The 19,119-nt window shown below is 70.4% G+C and carries 14 protein-coding genes; 7 read left to right on the top strand and 7 right to left on the bottom strand.

Annotated features, from left to right (window positions below):
• Positions 1 to 53: 53 nt before the first annotated feature.
• The gene (gene ileS, locus OG352_RS11045; protein WP_329216373.1) at positions 54 to 3,203 is read right to left on the bottom strand and encodes an isoleucine--tRNA ligase; all 3,150 of its coding nucleotides are present in this window, start codon (positions 3,201 to 3,203) and stop codon (positions 54 to 56) included.
• 621 nt (positions 3,204 to 3,824) lie between these two features.
• On the opposite strand from ileS, the gene OG352_RS11040 reads away from it, so the two are divergent.
• From OG352_RS11040 to OG352_RS11020, 5 genes are all read left to right on the top strand, one after another.
• The gene (locus OG352_RS11040; protein WP_443072202.1) at positions 3,825 to 4,616 is read left to right on the top strand and encodes a TraR/DksA family transcriptional regulator; all 792 of its coding nucleotides are present in this window, start codon (positions 3,825 to 3,827) and stop codon (positions 4,614 to 4,616) included.
• Between the two features lie 67 nt (positions 4,617 to 4,683).
• The gene (gene lspA, locus OG352_RS11035) at positions 4,684 to 5,292 is read left to right on the top strand and encodes a signal peptidase II (RefSeq protein WP_329216369.1); all 609 of its coding nucleotides are present in this window, start codon (positions 4,684 to 4,686) and stop codon (positions 5,290 to 5,292) included.
• A gap of 122 nt (positions 5,293 to 5,414) precedes the next feature.
• Positions 5,415 to 6,359: an RluA family pseudouridine synthase gene (locus OG352_RS11030; protein ID WP_329216368.1), complete on the top strand. Its 945-nt coding sequence runs from the start codon at positions 5,415 to 5,417 to the stop codon at positions 6,357 to 6,359.
• Complete coding sequence (locus OG352_RS11025; RefSeq protein ID WP_329216366.1) at positions 6,356 to 6,829, top strand: GNAT family N-acetyltransferase; 474 nt, start codon at positions 6,356 to 6,358, stop codon at positions 6,827 to 6,829. Before OG352_RS11030 ends, OG352_RS11025 begins: the two co-directional genes overlap by 4 nt.
• A gap of 65 nt (positions 6,830 to 6,894) precedes the next feature.
• Positions 6,895 to 8,481 carry a Na+/H+ antiporter gene (locus OG352_RS11020; RefSeq protein WP_329216365.1) on the top strand — a complete coding sequence of 529 codons (1,587 nt, stop codon included), beginning with the start codon at positions 6,895 to 6,897 and terminating at the stop codon, positions 8,479 to 8,481.
• Positions 8,482 to 8,536: 55 nt separating this feature from the next.
• Here OG352_RS11020 and OG352_RS11015 read toward each other — a convergent pair whose 3' ends face one another.
• Entirely contained in the window at positions 8,537 to 9,646 is a 1,110-nt protein-coding gene (locus OG352_RS11015; protein WP_329216363.1) for a mechanosensitive ion channel family protein, read from the bottom strand.
• A gap of 99 nt (positions 9,647 to 9,745) precedes the next feature.
• On the opposite strand from OG352_RS11015, the gene OG352_RS11010 reads away from it, so the two are divergent.
• A complete protein-coding gene (locus OG352_RS11010; RefSeq protein ID WP_329216361.1) occupies positions 9,746 to 10,315 on the top strand; it encodes a dienelactone hydrolase family protein in 570 nt (189 codons plus the stop codon).
• A 7-nt stretch (positions 10,316 to 10,322) separates the two neighbouring features.
• On the opposite strand, the gene OG352_RS11005 is transcribed toward OG352_RS11010, so the two are convergent.
• From OG352_RS11005 to OG352_RS10990, 4 genes are all read right to left on the bottom strand, one after another.
• Positions 10,323 to 12,002, bottom strand: a complete 1,680-nt coding sequence (locus tag OG352_RS11005; RefSeq protein WP_329216360.1) for an alkaline phosphatase D family protein — start codon at positions 12,000 to 12,002, stop codon at positions 10,323 to 10,325.
• A 93-nt stretch (positions 12,003 to 12,095) separates the two neighbouring features.
• Positions 12,096 to 12,905: a thioredoxin domain-containing protein gene (locus OG352_RS11000; protein WP_329216359.1), complete on the bottom strand. Its 810-nt coding sequence runs from the start codon at positions 12,903 to 12,905 to the stop codon at positions 12,096 to 12,098.
• A 100-nt stretch (positions 12,906 to 13,005) separates the two neighbouring features.
• Positions 13,006 to 13,698 (bottom strand): hypothetical protein, encoded by a 693-nt coding sequence (locus OG352_RS10995; protein WP_329216358.1) that lies wholly within the window; start codon positions 13,696 to 13,698, stop codon positions 13,006 to 13,008.
• A gap of 67 nt (positions 13,699 to 13,765) precedes the next feature.
• Entirely contained in the window at positions 13,766 to 15,091 is a 1,326-nt protein-coding gene (locus tag OG352_RS10990) for a DUF2252 domain-containing protein (RefSeq protein ID WP_329216356.1), read from the bottom strand.
• Between the two features lie 223 nt (positions 15,092 to 15,314).
• On the opposite strand from OG352_RS10990, the gene dnaE reads away from it, so the two are divergent.
• Entirely contained in the window at positions 15,315 to 18,854 is a 3,540-nt protein-coding gene (dnaE, locus tag OG352_RS10985) for a DNA polymerase III subunit alpha (RefSeq protein ID WP_329216355.1), read from the top strand.
• 82 nt (positions 18,855 to 18,936) lie between these two features.
• Here dnaE and OG352_RS10980 read toward each other — a convergent pair whose 3' ends face one another.
• On the bottom strand, positions 18,937 to 19,101 hold the full coding sequence (locus OG352_RS10980) for a hypothetical protein (RefSeq protein WP_329216354.1): 165 nt from the start codon (positions 19,099 to 19,101) through the stop codon (positions 18,937 to 18,939).
• Positions 19,102 to 19,119 lie beyond the last annotated feature (18 nt).

Below are 19,119 nucleotides of genomic sequence, written 5' to 3'. Positions count from 1 at the left end.
GGCCCCCGAAGGGAAACCGGGCCCTCGTAGTACGACCTGGTACGACCTGCGCCCTACGCCTTGCGCAGGCGGAACGTCAGTGTCAGGCCCTCGTCGGTGAACGGCGTGCCGTACGTGTCGTCGGCCACACCCTGGGCGAAGTCCGTGGCGAGGACCTCGTCGGCGATCAGGCCGGCGTGACCGTCCAGGGCGTCGGCGGTGGCCGGGTCGGTCGCGGTCCAGCGCAGCGCGATGCGGTCGGCGACGTCGAGGCCGCTGTTCTTGCGGGCCTCCTGGATCAGGCGGATCGCGTCCCGGGCCAGGCCCGCGCGGCGCAGTTCCTCGGTGATCTCCAGGTCGAGGGCGACCGTGGCGCCGGAGTCGGAGGCGACCGACCAGCCCTCGCGCGGGGTCTCCGTGATGATCACCTCGTCCGGGGCGAGCGTGACCGTCTCGCCGTCGACCTCCACGGACGCCGTGCCCTCGCGCAGGGCGAGGGACAGCGCGGCCGCGTCGGCGTTGGCGACGGCCTTGGCGACGTCCTGGACGCGCTTGCCGAACCGCTTGCCCAGGGCCCGGAAGTTGGCCTTGGCGGTGGTGTCGACCAGTGACCCGCCGACCTCGGAGAGGGAGGCCAGGGACTCGACGTTCAGCTCCTCCGTGATCTGCGTGTGCAGTTCGGCGGAGAGGGCGTCGAAGCCGGTGACCGCGATCAGGGCGCGGCGCAGCGGCTGGCGGGTCTTGACGCCCGACTCCGCGCGCGTGGCGCGGCCCAGCTCCACCAGGCGGCGGACCAGGACCATCTGCTTCGACAGCTCCGGGTCGATCGCGGAGAGGTCCGCCGCCGGCCAGGAGGAGAGGTGGACGGACGCCGGTGCGTCCGGGGTGACGGGTACGACGAGGTCCTGCCAGACCCGCTCGGTGATGAACGGGGTCAGCGGGGCCATCAGCTTCGTGACCGTCTCGACGACCTCGTGCAGGGTGCGCAGCGCGGCCTTGTCGCCCTGCCAGAAGCGGCGGCGGGAGCGGCGGACGTACCAGTTGGACAGGTCGTCGACGAACGCCGAGAGCAGCTTGCCGGCGCGCTGGGTGTCGTAGGCCTCCAGGGCCTGGGTCACCTGGTCGGTGAGGGCGTGCAGCTCCGACAGCAGCCAGCGGTCCAGGACGGGCCGGTCGGCGGGGGCCGGGTCGGCCTCGCTGGGCGCCCAGCCGGACGTACGGGCGTACAGGGCCTGGAAGGCGACCGTGTTCCAGTACGTCAGGAGCGTCTTGCGGACGACCTCCTGGATGGTGCCGTGGCCCACCCGGCGGGCCGCCCACGGGGAGCCGCCGGCGGCCATGAACCAGCGGACGGCATCGGCGCCGTGCCGGTCCATGAGCGGGATCGGCTCCAGGGTGTTGCCCAGGTGCTTGGACATCTTGCGGCCGTCCTCGGCGAGGATGTGGCCCAGGCAGACGACGTTCTCGTACGAGGACTTGTCGAAGACCAGGGTGCCGACCGCCATCAGCGTGTAGAACCAGCCGCGGGTCTGGTCGATGGCCTCGGAGATGAACTGCGCCGGGTAGCGGGACTCGAACAGGTCCTTGTTCTTGTACGGGTAGCCCCACTGCGCGAACGGCATCGAACCCGAGTCGTACCAGGCGTCGATGACCTCCGGCACGCGCGTGGCCGTCCGCCCGCAGTCGTCCTGGGGACAGGCGAAGGTGACCGCGTCGATGTACGGGCGGTGCGGGTCCAGCTCCGACTGGTCGGCGCCGGTCAGTCCGGTGAGCTCCGCGCGGGAGCCGACGACCGTGAGGTGGTCGTCCTCGCAGCGCCAGATGGGCAGCGGGGTGCCCCAGTAGCGGCTGCGGGACAGCGCCCAGTCGATGTTGTTGTTCAGCCAGTCGCCGAAGCGGCCGTGCTTGACCGTGTCCGGGAACCAGTTGGTCTTCTCGTTCTCCTGGAGGAGGCGGTCCTTGACGGCCGTCGTGCGGATGTACCAGGACGGCTGCGCGTAGTAGAGGAGCGCGGTGTGGCAGCGCCAGCAGTGCGGGTAGCTGTGCTCGTACGGGATGTGCTTGAAGAGGAGGCCGCGCTGCTGGAGGTCCTCGGTGAGCTTTTCGTCCGCCTTCTTGAAGAAGACGCCGCCGACCATGGGGACGGACTCCTCGAAGGTGCCGTCGGGGCGGACCGGGTTCACCACCGGCAGGCCGTAGGCGCGGCACACCTTGAGGTCGTCCTCGCCGAAGGCGGGGGACTGGTGGACCAGACCCGTGCCGTCCTCGGTCGTGACGTACTCGGCGTTCACCACGTAGTGGGTTTCCACGCCCGCCGGGAACTCGACCAGCTCGAACGGACGTTGATACGACCAGCGCTCCATCTCGGCGCCGGTGAAGGACTGGCCGGTGGTCTCCCAGCCCTCGCCGAGCGCCTTGGCGAGCAGCGGCTCGGCGACGACGAGCTTCTCCTCGCCGTCGGTCGCGACGACGTAGGTGACGTCGGGGTGCGCGGCGATGGCCGTGTTGGAGACCAGCGTCCAGGGCGTCGTCGTCCAGACGAGGAGCGCGGCTTCGCCGGCGAGGGGACCGGAGGTGAGGGGGAAACGGACGTACACGGAGGGGTCGACGACCGTCTCGTAGCCCTGGGCCAGCTCGTGGTCGGAGAGGCCGGTGCCGCAGCGGGGGCACCAGGGGGCGACGCGGTGGTCCTGGGTCAGCAGGCCCTTGCCGAAGATCTCCTTGAGCGACCACCAGACCGACTCGACGTACTCCGGGTCCATGGTCCGGTAGGCGTCGTCGAGGTCGACCCAGTAGCCCATGCGGGTCGTCAGTTCGCTGAAGGCGTCGGTGTGCCGGGTCACGGACTCGCGGCACCTGGCGTTGAACTCGGCGATGCCGTACGCCTCGATGTCCTGCTTGCCGGCGAAGCCGAGCTCCTTCTCCACCGCCAGCTCGACCGGGAGGCCGTGGCAGTCCCAGCCGGCCTTGCGGGCCACGTGGTAGCCGCGCATGGTGCGGAAGCGGGGGAAGACGTCCTTGAAGACGCGTGCCTCGATGTGGTGGGCGCCGGGCATGCCGTTGGCGGTGGGCGGGCCCTCGTAGAACACCCACTCGGGGCGGCCCTCGGACTGCTCCAGGCTCCTGGCGAAGATCTTCTGCTCGCGCCAGAAGTCGAGCACCGCGTGCTCGAGGGCGGGCAGGTCGACCTGGGCGGGCACCTGGCGGTACGTCGGCGTTGTCATCAGCGAGCTTCCTCCGGCGGACTTTCTGCCTTCCGTCCGGAGGGACGAGAGCCTGAGCCGCTACTCAGTAGCTGCTGCGGACGCCGTGTGCGGCGCGCTCCCGCGGTACCACCCTCCTTGGCCCTCCGGTGCGCTCTGCGCTCCGGTGAGCCCCCTCATTGGGGTCGCGATGCCGGTTCTACCGACCCGCTGCGGGTCTTCTTCCGGCGGCTCCGGGGTGATCTTCGCGTCGCGCTCGCCCCCGGGCTTCCACCGTCCCCGGGTCGCTCTGGGCTGCGTACGCCGCTACTCGTCCCCATCCACGCTTTTCGCTCCGCCCAGTGTACGGCTCCCCACCGACAGCGGCCGACCGGTTTTCGGGGCCGTCGGGCGCGACGGGCAGACGGGTCCGGCATGCCCCGAATGGTGGCTGAATGTGGCGGTATGCGGGATCGTATTCCGGGACGCCTCGCTCGGCGGATTACCGGGCGGGGAGCTGGGCACAACGCATGCAGGCTTGCCGCGAGGCGTGCGCGAGGCGGGCGAATCGGGCGGTGCGCCCCGTTGCCGCGGGCTCCAGGTCGATTTATCGTCCCAGCACGATTCGCGTGCAAGATCACAATATGTGAAGGGGCCGCGGCCATGGTGGCGAAGAAGACCGCCCAGCCCGTCAAGGGTGCGGAAACGGTGCCGTCGGCTGCCGCCGGGGGGACGAAGAAGGCGGCGGCCAGGAAACCGGCGACCAAGAAACCGGCTGCCAGGAAGCCGGTGGCGAAGAAGGCGGTGGTCAAGGAGTCGGTGGCGGGGAAGACCGCTGCCAAGAAGGTCACCGCCAAGAAAGCGGCCGCCAAGAAGACCGGCGGCGCCAAGGGCGTGGCCGCGACGGGTGCGGGCAGGAAGAGCACGGCCAAGAAGGTGGGCGCGGCCTCGGCCGCGGAGCAGACGGGAGCCACGACAGTGGTTGCGAAGAAGACTCCGGGTACGGCCACGGCGGCGAAGACCGCCGTCCCCAAGGCACGCCTCGCCGCGGCGGAGCCGGGCGAGCTCGCGGTGCGCCCCGGCGAGGAGCCGTGGACGCCGGAGGAGGTCGAGGACGCCCGCGCGGAGCTGCAGTCCGAGCAGGAGCGGCTGCGGACGGAGCTCGCGACGTCCGAGACGGCCCTGGCGGGGCTGATGCGGGACTCGGGGGACGGCGCCGGCGACGACCAGGCCGACACCGGGACGAAGAACATCACGCGCGAACACGAACTGGCGCTGGCCGCCAACGCGCGCGAGATGCTGATCCAGACCGAGCACGCCCTGGAACGGCTGGACGCCGGTACCTACGGCCTGTGCGAGAACTGCGGCAACGCCATCGGCAAGGCCCGGATGCAGGCCTTCCCGCGGGCCACGCTGTGCGTCGAGTGCAAGCAGAAACAGGAGCGCCGGTACTGATCGCCTGGCCGCCGGGGGGTGTGCCGTACCCTCGTCCTCAGTCAGGTACCTAGGTTGAGGGACTCACGTGGCAGAGGCGGAGCGCGTCATCGGTACGCCGGACATCCCAGGGGCGGGATCCGAGCCGGAGCAGTCGTCCGGACCGGGCGGGCAGGAGAGCGCCGGGGTGAACGGGGCGGCACGGCCCAGGGGCAAGCGCCGTATCGCCGTGCTCTTCGCCGTGGCCATGTTCGCGTACGCGCTCGACCTGGTCAGCAAGATGATCGTGGTCGCCAAGCTGGAGCACCACGCGCCGATCGAGATCGTCGGGGACTGGCTGAAGTTCGAGGCCATCCGCAACGCGGGCGCGGCCTTCGGCTTCGGCGAGGCCTTCACGATCATCTTCACGGTGATCGCCTCGGCCGTGATCGTGGTGATCGCCCGGCTCGCCCGCAAGCTGTACAGCCTGCCCTGGGCGATCGCGCTGGGCCTGCTGCTGGGCGGCGCGCTGGGCAACCTCACCGACCGGATCTTCCGCGCGCCGGGCGTCTTCGAGGGCGCGGTCGTGGACTTCATCGCGCCCAAGCACTTCGCGGTCTTCAACCTCGCCGACTCGGCGATCGTCTGCGGCGGCATCCTGATCGTGCTGCTGTCCTTCAAGGGGCTGGACCCGGACGGGACCGTCCACAAGGACTGACCCTTTCCACCTGGACCGACCATCTGGACCGACCACCGGGGCCGACCTTTTCCACAGGGTCCGCGGACGGTTGTCCACAGGCTTCGTACGGTGGTGTCGGCGCTGTCCTGCATACTCGACGGGTGAGCACGATTCCCGAGATCCGTACCCTGCCCGTGCCGGACGGCCTGGAGGGCGAGCGCGTCGACGCCGCCATCTCCCGCATGTTCGGCTTCTCCCGCACCAAGGCCGCTGAGCTCGCCGCGGCGGGGAAGGTCACGGTCGACGGCTCGGTGGTCGGCAAATCCGAGCGGGTGATCGGCGGGGCCTGGCTGGAGGTCGAGATGCCGCAGGCGCCCGCGCCGGTGCAGATCGTCGCCGAGCCGGTCGAGGGCATGGAGATCGTGCACGACGACGACGACGTGGTCGTGATCGGCAAGCCGGTCGGCGTGGCCGCGCACCCGTCGCCCGGCTGGAGCGGGCCGACCGTCATCGGCGGGCTCGCCGCCGCCGGGTACCGCATCTCCACCTCCGGTGCCGCCGAGCGCCAGGGCATCGTGCACCGCCTCGACGTCGGCACGTCCGGCCTGATGGTGGTCGCCAAGTCGGAGCGGGCGTACACGTCGCTGAAGCGCCAGTTCAAGGAGCGCACGGTCGACAAGCGCTACCAGACCCTCGTCCAGGGCCACCCGGACCCGACGAGCGGCACGATCGACGCGCCCATCGGCCGCCACCCCCAGCACGACTACAAGTGGGCGGTCACGGCCGAGGGCAAGCCGTCCGTCACGCACTACGACCTCATCGAGGCCTTCCGCGCGGCCTCCCTGCTGGACGTCAAGCTGGAGACGGGCCGCACGCACCAGATCCGCGTCCACATGGCCGCCCACCGCCACCCCTGCGTCGGCGACCTCACCTACGGCGCCGACCCGACGCTCGCCAAGCGGCTGGGCCTGACCCGGCAGTGGCTGCACGCCGTCCGGCTGGGCTTCGAGCACCCCGGGGACGGGCAGTGGGCGGAGTTCGCCAGCGGCTACCCCGAGGACCTGCAGCAGGCCCTCGACCAGGTGCGTGAGGAGACATACGGGTGAGCGGCCCGCGCGCGTACACGCTGCGCGTCGCCGAGGACCCGGCCGACCGGGAGGCGTGCTTCGCGGTGCGCAAGGAGGTCTTCGTCGGCGAGCAGGGCGTCCCCGAGGACCTGGAGTACGACGCCCACGACGCCGGTGCCGTGCACGTGCTGGCGATCCGGGCGGACGGGCTGCCGCTCGGGACCGGACGGCTGCTGTCCGGCGAGGCGGCCGCGGCCAGGACCGACGGCGACCCGGCGGTGGGCTCGCTCGGGCGGCTCGCCGTACTGCGCGAGGCGCGCGGGCTGGGCGTCGGGGCGGCGCTGGTGCGGGCCGTCGAGGAGGCGGCACGCGCGCGTGGGCTCACGGCCGTGGACCTGCACGCGCAGACACAGGCGCTGGGTTTCTACGAGCGGCTGGGGTACGTGGCGTACGGGCCGGAGTTCCCGGACGCGGGGATCGCGCACCGGTCCATGCGGCGTTCGCTGTAGCGCCCGGCGGCCGTGCGACGCTGGAGGCCTGGATCTTCTTGATCGCCTAGCCCCGGAGCCCGACCGTGGATCAACTGGCCCTGCTGTTCGTGCTGTTGCTCGGGGCCGTGGTGAGCGTCCCGGTCGGGGACCGGCTGGGGCTGCCCGCGCCGGTGCTCATGACGCTGCTCGGGATCGTCCTCGCGGTCCTCGACTTCGTGCCCAACGTCGAGATCCCGCCGGAGCTCATCCTGCCCCTCCTCCTGCCGCCCCTGCTGTACGCGGCGGTACGGCGCACCTCCTGGCGGCAGTTCGCGGCGAACGTGCGGCCGATCCTCCTGCTCGCCGTGGCGCTGGTGTTCGTCACGACGGTGTGCGTGGCGGCCGTGGCCCACGCGATCGTGCCGGGGCTGCCGATCGCCGCGGCCGTCGCGCTCGGGGCGCTGGTCGCGCCGCCCGACCCGGTCGCCGCCACCGCCGTGGCCGGACAACTCGGGCTGCCCCGCAGGCTGGTGTCCATCCTGGAGGGCGAGGGGCTGTTCAACGACGTGACGGCCATCGTGCTGTACCACGTCGCGATCGCCGCGGCCGTGAGCGGGTCGTTCTCGCCGTGGCGGGCCGGTCTCGACCTGGTGCTGTCCGCGGTGGTCGCGGTCGCGGTGGGCGTCGTGCTCGGGTGGGGCGCCAACCGGCTGCTGGACGTCCTCGGGGACACCACGCTGCAGATCGGGCTGACGCTCCTGGTGCCGTACGCCTCGTACGTGCTGGCGGAGGAGTTCCACGGGTCCGGGGTGCTGGCCGTGCTGACCACCGCGCTGTTCCTCGCCGAGTACGCCACCGACCCCGACGACGTGCTGACCCGGCTGGCCGGCCACACCTTCTGGGAGATCATCGACACCCTCGTCACGGGCGTCGCGTTCGGGCTGATCGGGCTGGAGCTGCACAACGCGATCCGGACGGCGTCCGGGCGGTGGGGGGAGATGCTGGGCTGGGCGGCGGTGATCGTGGCCGTGGTCGTCGTCGTACGGCTGCTGTGGCTGCTGCCGGCGACCTGGCTGACGAAGCGGCTGCACGCCAGGCCGGACCACGACGAGGACATTCCGATGAGCTGGCGGGAGACCGTCGTCATGTGGTGGTCCGGGATGCGCGGGGTGGCCTCGGTGGCGCTGGCGCTGGCCGTCCCGCTGAAGACCGAGGAGGGCGGCCCCTTCCCCGACCGGGACGAGATCATCTTCATCGCCTTCGGCGTGATCATGGCGACGCTGGTCCTTCAGGGGCTGACCTTGCCGTGGCTGGTGAAGCGGCTCGACGTGCAGTCGGACACCGACCGGGAGAAGGCCTTCGAGAAGGAGCTGGCGGTGCGGGCCGCGAAGGCGGCGAAGCGGCGGCTGCGGGAGATCGAGGCCGAGGAGGAGTTGCCGGAGGAGCTGTCCGAGCAGATGCTGCGGCGGGCCTTCGACATCGGGGTGCGGATCAGCCCGGACGTGGGCGAGGACGAGCGGCGCGAGGCGCACGAGCAGCGGGTGCGCAGGCTGAAGCGGGTGCGGCGGATCCAGGCGGAGATGCTCAGCGCCGCCCGCCACGAGGTGGTGGCCGCGCGCAGCGAGCCGGGCGCCGACCCGGAGATCGTGGACCGGGTGCTGCGGCATCTGGACGTGCGCAGCCTCAGATGACCCGACCCGACCCGACCCGGCCCGACCGTCCCCTCCCGACCCGGCCGCGCCGGCCTCACGCGCGGTGGGCGGCCCCGTCCGGGGAGACGGCCCCGTCCCGGGACGAGGACGGACCCGGCAGGCGTCCGCCCGGCGGCGGGGTCGCGTCCGCCGTGTTGACCCTCGGCAGCGCGTACGGGTGCTCCCGGGCCAGCCAGCGGACCATCTGCTCGCGGACCGTGACCCGCACCGTCCAGATGTCGTCGGCGTCCTTCGCCGTGACCAGGGCCCGTACCTGCATCGTGTTGGGGGTGGTGTCCGTGACGTCCAGGCCGCAGGCGCGGCCGTCCCAGGCGGGGCACTCGCGCAGGATGTCGCGCAGCTTCTCGCGCATCGCGTCGACCGGCGCCGTGTGGTCGACGTGGAAGTAGACGATGCCGGTCATCTGCGGGGTGCCGCGCGACCAGTTCTCGAACGGCTTCGAGGTGAAGTACGACACCGGCATGGTGATCCGGCGCTCGTCCCAGGTGCGCACGGTCAGGAAGGTCAGGGTGATCTCCTCGACGGTGCCCCACTCGCCGTCCACGACCACGGTGTCGCCGATGCGCACCATGTCGCCGAAGGCGATCTGCAGCCCCGCGAACAGGTTGCTCAGCGTCGACTGGGCGGCCACACCGGCGACGATGCCGAGGATGCCGGCCGAGGCCAGCAGCGAGGCGCCCGCCGCGCGCATCGCGGGGAACGTCAGCAGCATCGCGGCCACGGCCACCACGCCGACGACGGCCGCGACCACCCGCATGATCAGCGACACCTGGGTCCGCACCCGCCGGATCCGGGCCGGATCGCGGTGCACGCGCGCGTAGCGCGAGTACGTCGTCTCCACGACCGCCGCCGTGATCCGGATCACCAGCCACGACGCCGCGCCGATCAGCACCAGCGTCAGGGCCCGGCCGATGCCGGTCCGGTGGTCCTCCAGCAGTTGTGCCGCGTCGTAGGACCCTCGCAGCATCGCCGCGCACAGCACGAGCTGGTAGGGGACGCGGCCACGGCGCAGCAGGCCCCACAGCGGGGTCTCGGGGTGGCGTCGGTCGGCCTTGGACAGCAGACGGTCGGTGGCCCAGCCGATGAGGACTGTCAGCACGACCGAACCGCCGACCACGATCACGGGCCGGAGCAGGTTCTCCATGCCTTCGAACGTAACCGGGTCCGCGGGGGCTTGAACATGCGACTTCGTGTGAACCGGCGCACGCGCGGCGCTGTCAGTGCGGGCTGGCACCATGGGCGCATGAACATCATGCTCTTTCACTCGACCTACGGCCCCAGGCCCGCGGTCCGCGCGGCGGCGGACCGGCTGCGCGCGGCCGGGCACGAGGTGTGGACGCCGGACCTCTTCGGGGGGCGCACGTTCGACACGGTCGAGGAGGGCAGGGCGCGCAAGGAGGAGATCGGCAAGGACGAGCTGCTGAAGAGAGCCGTCCTGGCCGCCGCGCCCTACTCGGAGCGCGGCCTGGTGTACGCGGGGTTCTCGCTGGGCGCGTCGATCGCGCAGACCCTCGCCCTCGGCGACGACAAGGCGCGGGGCCTGCTGCTCCTGCACGGCACCTCGGACCTCGCGCCGAACGTCTCGGTGGACGACCTGCCGGTGCAGTTGCACGTCGCGGAGCCGGACCCGTTCGAGACGGACGACTGGCTGAGCGCCTGGTATCTGCAGATGGGCAGAGCCGGAGCCGACGTGGAGATCTACCGGTACGCGGGCGCCGGGCACCTGTACACCGACCCCGATCTGCCCGACTACGACGCGGAGGCCGCCGAGGCCACCTGGCGGGTGGCGCTCGGCTTCCTCGACTCGCTGTAGCCGCCGGTTACACCGGGTCGTACGTCCGCTCGACCTTCTGGGTGCCGGTGCGCGTGCGGTACGAACGGGCCCAGGTCGAGGTCGCGTTGGCCTTCGTGCGGTCGGACAGGACGTAGTAGTCCATCTGCGCGCGCTGGGCCGTTATGTCCAGGATGCCGTAGCCGTGCCGGTCGGTGTCGACCCAGTGCACATGCCGGTTGGCGACCTGGATGAGGGGCGCGGCGACCGCGGTGAGGGTGCCCTCGGGGACCTTCACGATGTCGTCGAGGTTGTCGGAGGTCACCGAGGTGACCACGAACTCCGTGGCCGCCGAGGCCGACAGGGGGTACGTGCCCGCGTCCACCGGCACGTCGTTGGCCCACGCCATGTGGATGTCACCGGTCAGGAAGACGGTGTTGCCGATGGCGTTGGAGCGAAGGTGGGCGAGGATCTCGCGGCGGTCGTCGGTGTAGCCGTCCCACTGGTCGGTGTTGAGGCCGAGGCCGTCCTGCGGCAGCCCGAGCAGCTTGGCGAGCGGCTTGAACAGGTCGGCGGAGAGCGAGCCGATGACGAACGGCGAGATCATCACCGAGTTGCCGATCAGCCGCCAGGTGGTGTCGGACGTCTTCAGCCCGGCCTTCAGCCAGTCCAGTTGGGCGCGCCCGGTGATCGTCCGGTCCGGGTCGTCGACGGTGCCCTTGCCGACGGCGACCTGCTGCGAGCGGAACGAGCGCAGGTCCAGCAGGGACAGATCGGCGAGCTTGCCGAAGCGCAGCCGCCGGTAGGTGGTGCCGGCGATGGCCGGGCGGACCGGCATCCACTCGAAGTAGGCCTGCTTGGCGGCCGCCTGACGGACCGACCAGGCGCCCTCGGCGCCCTCGGTGTGGTTCTCCGCGCCGCCCGACCAACTGTCGTTGGCGAACTCGTGGTCGTCCCAGATCGCGACGACCGGCGCCTTGGCGTGCAGGGCCTGAAGGTCCGGGTCCGTCTTGTATTTGCCGTGCCGGGTGCGGTAGTCGGCGAGCGTGAGGATCTCGTGCGTGGGCGCGTGCTGCCGTACGACGGTGCCGCGCGCGCCGTACGTGCCGGTGCCGTACTCGTAGATGTAGTCGCCGAGATGCAGCCAGGCGTCCAGGTCGCCGCGGGCCGCGAGGTGACGGTACGAGGAGAAGTAGCCGGCCTCCCAGTTGGCGCAGGAGACCACGCCGAAGCGCAGGCCCGGCACGGCGGCGTCCGCCGCCGGCGCGGTGCGGGTGCGCGCCACCGGGGAGTCGGTGCCGCCGGCCGAGAAGCGGAAGTAGTAGTCGGTCGCGGGCGCCAGGCCGCGGATGTCGGCCTTGACGGTGTGGTCGGTCGCGGCCGTGGCGGTGGTGGAGCCCTTGGTCACGATGTTCGTCAGCGCCCTGTCCGTGGCGACGACCCAGCTCACCTCGGTGTCCGGGCCGGCCCCGGAACCGGGTGTCGCGGCGGCGGTGGGCGTCACGCGGGTCCACAGCAGCACGCCGTCGGGCAGCGGGTCGCCGGAGGCGAGGCCGTGCAGGAAGACGGGCGCCTCGGCGGCGCGGGCGGGCAGCGCGGCGACGAGCGGGCCGGCCAGGACAGCGGTCGCCGCCGCGGCCTTGAGAGCCGTACGGCGGCGCGGGGAAAGGGAGTTGGGGCGCTCCGACGCAGTGTCGGCGCTCTCGGACGATCTGTATCGACTGGTCACGGGCGATGAGATTACTGACCAGTACGACGAAAGAGCGGGCGAACGTGGAAAGTTCGCCCGCTCTTCATGCGGAGTCTGGGATTCCCGTCGGGGTCAGCCCTTGAGGGCCTCGCCCACGACCTTCTCGAAGTCGGCCACCGTCAGCAGCGGGCTGGCGTTGTTGAGCTGCTTGCCATCCATGACGAAGCCCGGAGTGCCGGTCACGCGCTCCTTGTTGGTGTCGAAGGTCTTCGACATGGCCATCGCCCAGGCGTCGTAGGTGCCCTTCTTGACCGCGTCCTGGAACTTCGTGTTGCTCTTCAGCGCGGAGACGGTGTTCGCGACCTTGATGAGGTAGGCGTCGTCCTTGAACTCGTCGGTCGTCTCGTCCGGGTGCCACTTCGCCGAGTACAGCGCGGTCTTGTACTCGAGGAACGCCTCGTCGCTGACGTTCAGCGCGGCGCCCAGGGCGCTCAGCGCGTTCTTGGAGCCCTCGCCGTTGTCCTTGTTGTCGATGAACGTGGCGCCGACGTACTGGAACTTGTACTTGCCGGCGTCGACGTCCTTCTTCAGGGTCGAGCCGACGGTCTGCTCGAACTGCGCGCACACGGGGCAGCGCGGGTCCTCGTAGACCTTGAGGGTCTTCTTCGCGGTGCTCTTGCCGATGACGACGGTGGTGCCGTCGGTGCCCGTCGTGTTGGCCGGGGCGACGACCTTCTCGCTCTTCATGGCCTCCCAGTGGCTGGGCTTGTTGGCCTGGACGACGGCGTATCCTATGCCGCCGGCCGCGGCCAGCACGGCGACGGCCGAGCAGGCGACGATGACCTGCCGCCTGATCTTGGCCCGCTTGGCGTCGCGCTCACGCTCGGCGCGCAGCCGCTCCCGGGCCGCCGTCTTCGCCGCCGCGCTGTTCCGCTTGCTCATGGTGTTCTCCAAAGGGGACGCGTACGGGTGGGTACGCGGAAGTTCGTGTGGGACCGGGGGGACTGGGGTGTGTTCGGGTACGCCGGTCTGTTCGGTCTGTTCAGACCGCGGCGGCCGAGCACGGCGGTCCACGCCGTCCCAGGGTGTGCACGAGGATCCGCTCGCGGACGGTGGTCGTACGGCGCGTGGGCCGCGGCAGGCGGCGGGCCGCCGGGGCGCGTCGTACGGTCACGGAGGCGACGGCCAGCAGCAGCGGCCGGAAGGTCGTCGCGGTCGCCGCTCCCAGCAGTCGGGCCAGCGCTCGCTCGCCCCGGCGCAGCCAGGCGGCCGCGATCAGGCCGACGCAGACGTGCGCGCCGAGCAGCAGCCACGCGGTGGCCGGGTCGGCGTGGGCCAGCAGTCCGCCGAGCTTGTCGGTGTCGGCGCCGGCGACCTGGGCCAGCGGGCTGCCGACGGGGGTGCCGTCGCCGCACAGCACGTCCCAGCCGACCGAGGCCAGCGGGCCGGCGACCGGGCCGCCGGCCCGGCCGTAGCAGACGTGCTGGCCGGTGGTGAAGACGGTGTCGGCCGCCAGCTCCAGCGGGATCAGCAGGGCGGCGATCCGCCTGAAGCGGCACTCGCGGCTCGCGAGGGCGTACGCGCAGGCGAACACGGCGGCCGCGACGGCGGCCACCGTGTTGAGCGGCAGAGGGGCCCGCGACAGCAGCACGTGCGACGCGGTGCTGAGTGTCACGACGAGTGCCGTGAACAGCGCCGCGCGTACGGCTCTGAGGCGGGTCCCGGATATGTCCATAGCGGAGGAGAGTGTGTCACGTGCTCCCGTAAGGGACCGCTAAAGGGCCCTGGTGAGCGGCGGACCGTTAGAGACCTGGAATCCGGCCGTTGCGGAACAGGTCGACGAAGATCTGGTGGTCGGCACGCGCGCGTGCGCCGTAGGCGTGCGCGAAGTCGACCAGCAGGGGCGCGAAGCCCTCCTCGTCGGCCGCGATCGCCGCGTCGATGGCCCGCTCCGTGGAGAAGGGCACCAGGGACTCGCCGGAGGTGTCGTCCGCCGCCGCGTGCATCGTGGCCGTGGCCCGGCCCAGGTCGGCGACGACGCCCGCGATCTCCTCCGGGTCGTCGATGTCGCCCCAGTCCAGGTCGACCGCGTACGGCGAGACCTCGGCGACCAGCTGCCCCGCGCCGTCCAGCTCGGTCCAGCCCAGCCACGGGTCGGCGTGCGCCTGGAGGGCGCGCTGGGAGATCACCGTGCGGTGCCCCTCGTGCTGGAAGTAGCCGCGGATCGCCGGGTCGGTGATGTGCCGGGAGACGGCCGGGGTCTGGGCCTGCTTGATGTAGATCACGACGTCGTTCTCCAGGGCGTCGCTGTGGCCCTCCAGGAGGATGTTGTACGACGGCAGACCGGCCGAGCCGATGCCGATGCCCCGGCGGCCCACGACGTCCTTCACCCGGTAGGAGTCCGGGCGGGTCAGCGACGTCTCCGGCAGCGTCTCCAGATAGCCGTCGAAGGCCGCGAGGACCTTGTAGCGGGTGGCCGCGTCCAGCTCGATGGAGCCGCCGCCGGGGGCGAAGCGGCGCTCGAAGTCGCGGATCTCCGTCATGGAGTCGAGGAGTCCGAAGCGGGTCAGGGAACGGGCGTCGCGCAGCGCGTCCAGCAGCGGGCCCTGGGCGGTGTCCAGGGTGAACGGCGGTACCTCGTCGCTCTTGGCGCCGGTCGCCAGGGCGTGGACGCGCTCGCGGTACGCGCCCGCGTACACCTCCACCAGCTCGCTGATCTGCTCGTCGCCGAGCGCCTTGGCGTAGCCGATGAGGGCGAGGGAGGCGGAGAGCCGCTTGAGGTCCCAGGTGAAGGGGCCGACGTACGCCTCGTCGAAGTCGTTGACGTTGAAGATCAGCCGGCCCGTGGCGTCCATGTACGTGCCGAAGTTCTCCGCGTGCAGGTCGCCGTGGATCCACACGCGCGAGGTGCGCTCGTCCAGGAACGGGCCGCCCCGCTTCTCGGCGTCCAGGTCGTGGTAGAAGAGGCCCGCCGTGCCCCGGTAGAACGCGAAGGCCGAGGCCGCCATCTTCCGGAACTTCACGCGGAACGCGGCCGGGTCGGCGGCCAGGAGCTCGCCGAACGCGGTGTCGAAGACGGCGAGGATCTCCTCGCCGCGGTGCTCGTCGTTGAGCTGCGGAACCGACATCGCTGGGTGCCTCCTGGTGCAGTGCGTTGGACGACAGCGTCTCTGCCGTCCAACGCACGACGGTACGCGGGAGTGCCCGGTGATTGTCAGTGGCGAGGCTTAGACTTCGACGCTGTCCCCCCAGACTGTCCGCCAGCCCGTCGCCCAGTGCCCACCCGTCACCCGACCACCACCCCTCAACGAGGCGCTTCGCGCCGCTGCATCTGCCCATGGAGGCCACGCCGTGTCAAAGCCGCCGTTCACGCACCTGCACGTCCACACCCAGTACTCGCTGCTGGACGGTGCCGCGCGGCTGAAGGACATGTTCGACGCGTGCAACGAGATGGGCATGACCCATATCGCCATGTCCGACCACGGCAACCTGCACGGGGCGTACGACTTCTTCCACACCGCCAAGAAGGCGGGCGTGACGCCGATCATCGGGATCGAGGCGTACGTCGCCCCCGAGTCGCGGCGCAACAAGCGGAAGATCCAGTGGGGCCAGCCGCACCAGAAGCGCGACGACGTCTCCGGTTCCGGCGGTTACACCCACAAGACGATCTGGGCGGCCAACGCGACGGGCCTGCACAACCTCTTCAAGCTCTCCTCGGACGCGTACGCCGAGGGCTGGCTGCAGAAGTGGCCCCGGATGGACAAGGAGACCATCTCCCAGTGGTCCGAGGGGCTCATCGCCTCCACCGGCTGCCCCTCCGGCGAGCTCCAGACCCGGCTGCGCCTCGGCCAGTACGACGAGGCGCTGAAGGCGGCCTCCGAGTACCAGGACATCTTCGGCAAGGACCGCTACTTCCTGGAGCTGATGGACCACGGCATCGAGATCGAGCGCCGGGTCCGCGACGGCCTCCTCGACATCGGCAGGAAGCTCGGCATCCCGCCGCTGGTGACGAACGACTCGCACTACACGTACGCGCACGAGGCGACCGCGCACGACGCCCTGCTGTGCATCCAGACCGGCAAGAACCTCTCCGACCCCGACCGCTTCAGGTTCGACGGCACCGGCTACTACCTGAAGACCACGGACGAGATGTACGCCATCGACTCCTCGGACGCCTGGCAGGAGGGCTGCGCCAACACCCTCCTGGTCGCCGAGCAGATCGACACCAGCGGCATGTTCGAGGCGAAGAACCTCATGCCGAAGTTCGACATCCCCGAGGGCTTCACCGAGGTCACCTGGTTCAAGGAGGAGGTCCGCCTCGGGATGGAGCGCCGCTTCCCCGGCGGCGTCCCCGACGACCGGCAGAAGCAGGTCGAGTACGAGATGGACGTCATCATCCAGATGGGGTTCCCGGGCTACTTCCTCGTCGTCGCCGACTTCATCATGTGGGCCAAGAAGCAGGGCATCGCGGTCGGCCCCGGCCGAGGCTCCGCGGCCGGCTCGATCGTCGCCTACGCCATGGGCATCACCGACCTCGACCCGATCCCGCACGGCCTGATCTTCGAGCGGTTCCTCAACCCCGAGCGCGTCTCCATGCCCGACGTCGACATCGACTTCGACGAGCGCCGGCGCGTCGAGGTCATCCGGTACGTGACCGAGAAGTACGGCGCCGACAAGGTCGCCATGATCGGCACCTACGGCAAGATCAAGGCCAAGAACGCGATCAAGGACTCCGCGCGCGTGCTGGGCTACCCGTACGCCATGGGCGACCGCCTCACCAAGGCGATGCCCGCCGACGTGCTCGGCAAGGGCATCGACCTCAACGGCATCACCGACCCCTCGCACCCGCGCTACAGCGAGGCCGGCGAGATCCGGTCGATGTACGAGAACGAACCGGACGTGAAGAAGGTCATCGACACCGCCAAGGGCGTCGAGGGCCTGGTCCGGCAGATGGGCGTGCACGCGGCCGGCGTGATCATGTCCAGCGAGCCGATCGTCGACCACGCCCCGATCTGGGTGCGGCACACCGACGGCGTGACCATCACGCAGTGGGACTACCCGCAGTGCGAGTCGCTCGGCCTGCTGAAGATGGACTTCCTGGGCCTGCGCAACCTGACGATCATGGACGACGCCGTCAAGATGGTGAAGTCCAACAAGGGCGTCGAACTCGACCTGCTGGCCCTGCCGCTGGACGACCCGACGACCTTCGAACTCCTCCAGCGCGGCGACACCCTCGGCGTCTTCCAGTTCGACGGCGGCCCCATGCGCTCCCTGCTGCGCCTGATGAAGCCCGACAACTTCGAGGACATCTCCGCCGTCTCCGCGCTCTACCGTCCGGGCCCGATGGGCATGGACTCGCACACCAACTACGCGCTGCGCAAGAACAAACTCCAGGAGATCACCCCGATCCACAAGGAACTGGAGGAGCCCCTCCGGGAGGTCCTGGCCGTCACCTACGGCCTGATCGTCTACCAGGAGCAGGTGCAGAAGGCCGCCCAGATCATCGCCGGGTACTCGCTCGGCGAGGCCGACATCCTGCGCCGCGTGATGGGCAAGAAGAAGCCCGACGAACTGGCCAAGAACTTCACCATCTTCCAGGCCGGCGCCAAGAAGCACGGCTACAGCGACGAGGCCATCCAGGGCCTGTGGGACGTACTGGTCCCGTTCGCCGGCTACGCCTTCAACAAGGCCCACTCGGCCGCGTACGGACTGGTCTCGTACTGGACCGCCTACCTCAAGGCGAACTACCCGGCCGAGTACATGGCCGCGCTGCTCACCTCGGTCAAGGACGACAAGGACAAGTCCGCGATCTATCTGAACGAGTGCCGGCGCATGCGCATCAAGGTGCTGCCGCCGAACGTCAACGAGTCGGTGCACAACTTCGCCGCCCAGGGTGACGACGTGATCCTGTTCGGTCTCGAAGCGGTCCGCAACGTCGGTACGAACGTGGTCGAGTCGATCATCCGCAGCCGCAAGGCCAAGGGGAAGTACGCCTCCTTCCCCGACTACCTCGACAAGGTCGAGGCGGTCGCCTGCAACAAGCGCACCACGGAGTCGCTGATCAAGGCGGGCGCGTTCGACACGATGGGGCACACCCGCAAGGGCCTCACCGCGCACTTCGAGCCGATGATCGACAACGTGGTCGCGGTCAAGCGCAAGGAGGCCGAGGGGCAGTTCGACCTGTTCGGCGGGATGGGCGAGGAGGAGACCAGCGAGCCCGGCTTCGGCCTCGACGTCGAGTTCACCACCGACGAGTGGGAGAAGACGTATCTGCTCGCCCAGGAGCGGGAGATGCTCGGCCTGTACGTCTCCGACCACCCGCTCTTCGGCCTGGAACACGTGCTGTCCGACAAGGCCGACGCGGGCATCGCCCAGCTCACCGGAGGTGAGCACGCGGACGGCGCGGTCGTCACCATCGGCGGCATCATCTCGGGCCTCCAGCGCAAGATGACCAAGCAGGGCAACGCCTGGGCGATCGCCACCGTCGAGGACCTCGCCGGCTCCATCGAGTGCATGTTCTTCCCCGCGACCTACCAGCTCGTGTCGACCCAACTCGTCGAGGACGCCGTCGTGTTCGTCAAGGGCCGCCTCGACAAGCGCGAGGACGTGCCGCGGCTGGTCGCCATGGAACTCCAGGTCCCGGACCTGTCGAACGCGGGCACCAACGCGCCCGTGATCCTCACCATCCCGGCCACCCGGGTCACCCCGCCGATGATCAACCGCCTCGGCGAGATCCTCACCCACCACCGGGGCGACAGTGAGGTCCGGATCAGGCTCCAGGGCCCGACGAAGACGACCGTCCTGCGCCTGGACCGGCACCGGGTCAAGCCCGACCCCGCGCTGTTCGGCGACCTGAAGGTGCTGCTCGGCCCGTCCTGCCTGGCGGGCTGACGGGAGTCAAGCGTGAGGGGCGCATCCGGTTTCGGATGCGCCCCTCGGTGTGCCTGGGCTGCAACAGCCCGTCCTGCGGACGTCAGTTGTGGCCGAAGCGCTTCTGCCGGCCCTTGCGGGCGACATCGGCGGGCGTCACCTGCGAGATGCGCTGCTCGGCCTGCTCCTGCATCGAGGACTGCTGGGCCTGCTGCTGACCACGCTCGGACTGCGGCTGTTTACGTTCCTGCTTCTTGTGCTTGGCCATGGCGATCTGCCTCCTGGG

This window comes from Streptomyces sp. NBC_01485 (assembly GCF_036227125.1).
In the GTDB taxonomy this organism is placed as follows: Bacteria; Actinomycetota; Actinomycetes; order Streptomycetales; family Streptomycetaceae; genus Streptomyces.
Note: the sequence above shows the minus strand (reverse complement) of the source record. Positions and strands in the feature narration are given on the sequence as shown.

Coding starts and splice junctions, on each gene's coding strand:
- ileS (WP_329216373.1), bottom strand. CDS start 3,203: ATGACAACGCCGACGTACCGCCAGGTGCCCGCCCAGGTCGACCTGCCC.
- OG352_RS11000 (WP_329216359.1), bottom strand. CDS start 12,905: ATGAGCAAGCGGAACAGCGCGGCGGCGAAGACGGCGGCCCGGGAGCGG.
- OG352_RS10980 (WP_329216354.1), bottom strand. CDS start 19,101: ATGGCCAAGCACAAGAAGCAGGAACGTAAACAGCCGCAGTCCGAGCGT.
- OG352_RS11040 (WP_443072202.1), top strand. CDS start 3,825: ATGGTGGCGAAGAAGACCGCCCAGCCCGTCAAGGGTGCGGAAACGGTG.
- OG352_RS11010 (WP_329216361.1), top strand. CDS start 9,746: ATGAACATCATGCTCTTTCACTCGACCTACGGCCCCAGGCCCGCGGTC.
- OG352_RS10995 (WP_329216358.1), bottom strand. CDS start 13,698: ATGGACATATCCGGGACCCGCCTCAGAGCCGTACGCGCGGCGCTGTTC.
- OG352_RS10990 (WP_329216356.1), bottom strand. CDS start 15,091: ATGTCGGTTCCGCAGCTCAACGACGAGCACCGCGGCGAGGAGATCCTC.
- OG352_RS11015 (WP_329216363.1), bottom strand. CDS start 9,646: ATGGAGAACCTGCTCCGGCCCGTGATCGTGGTCGGCGGTTCGGTCGTG.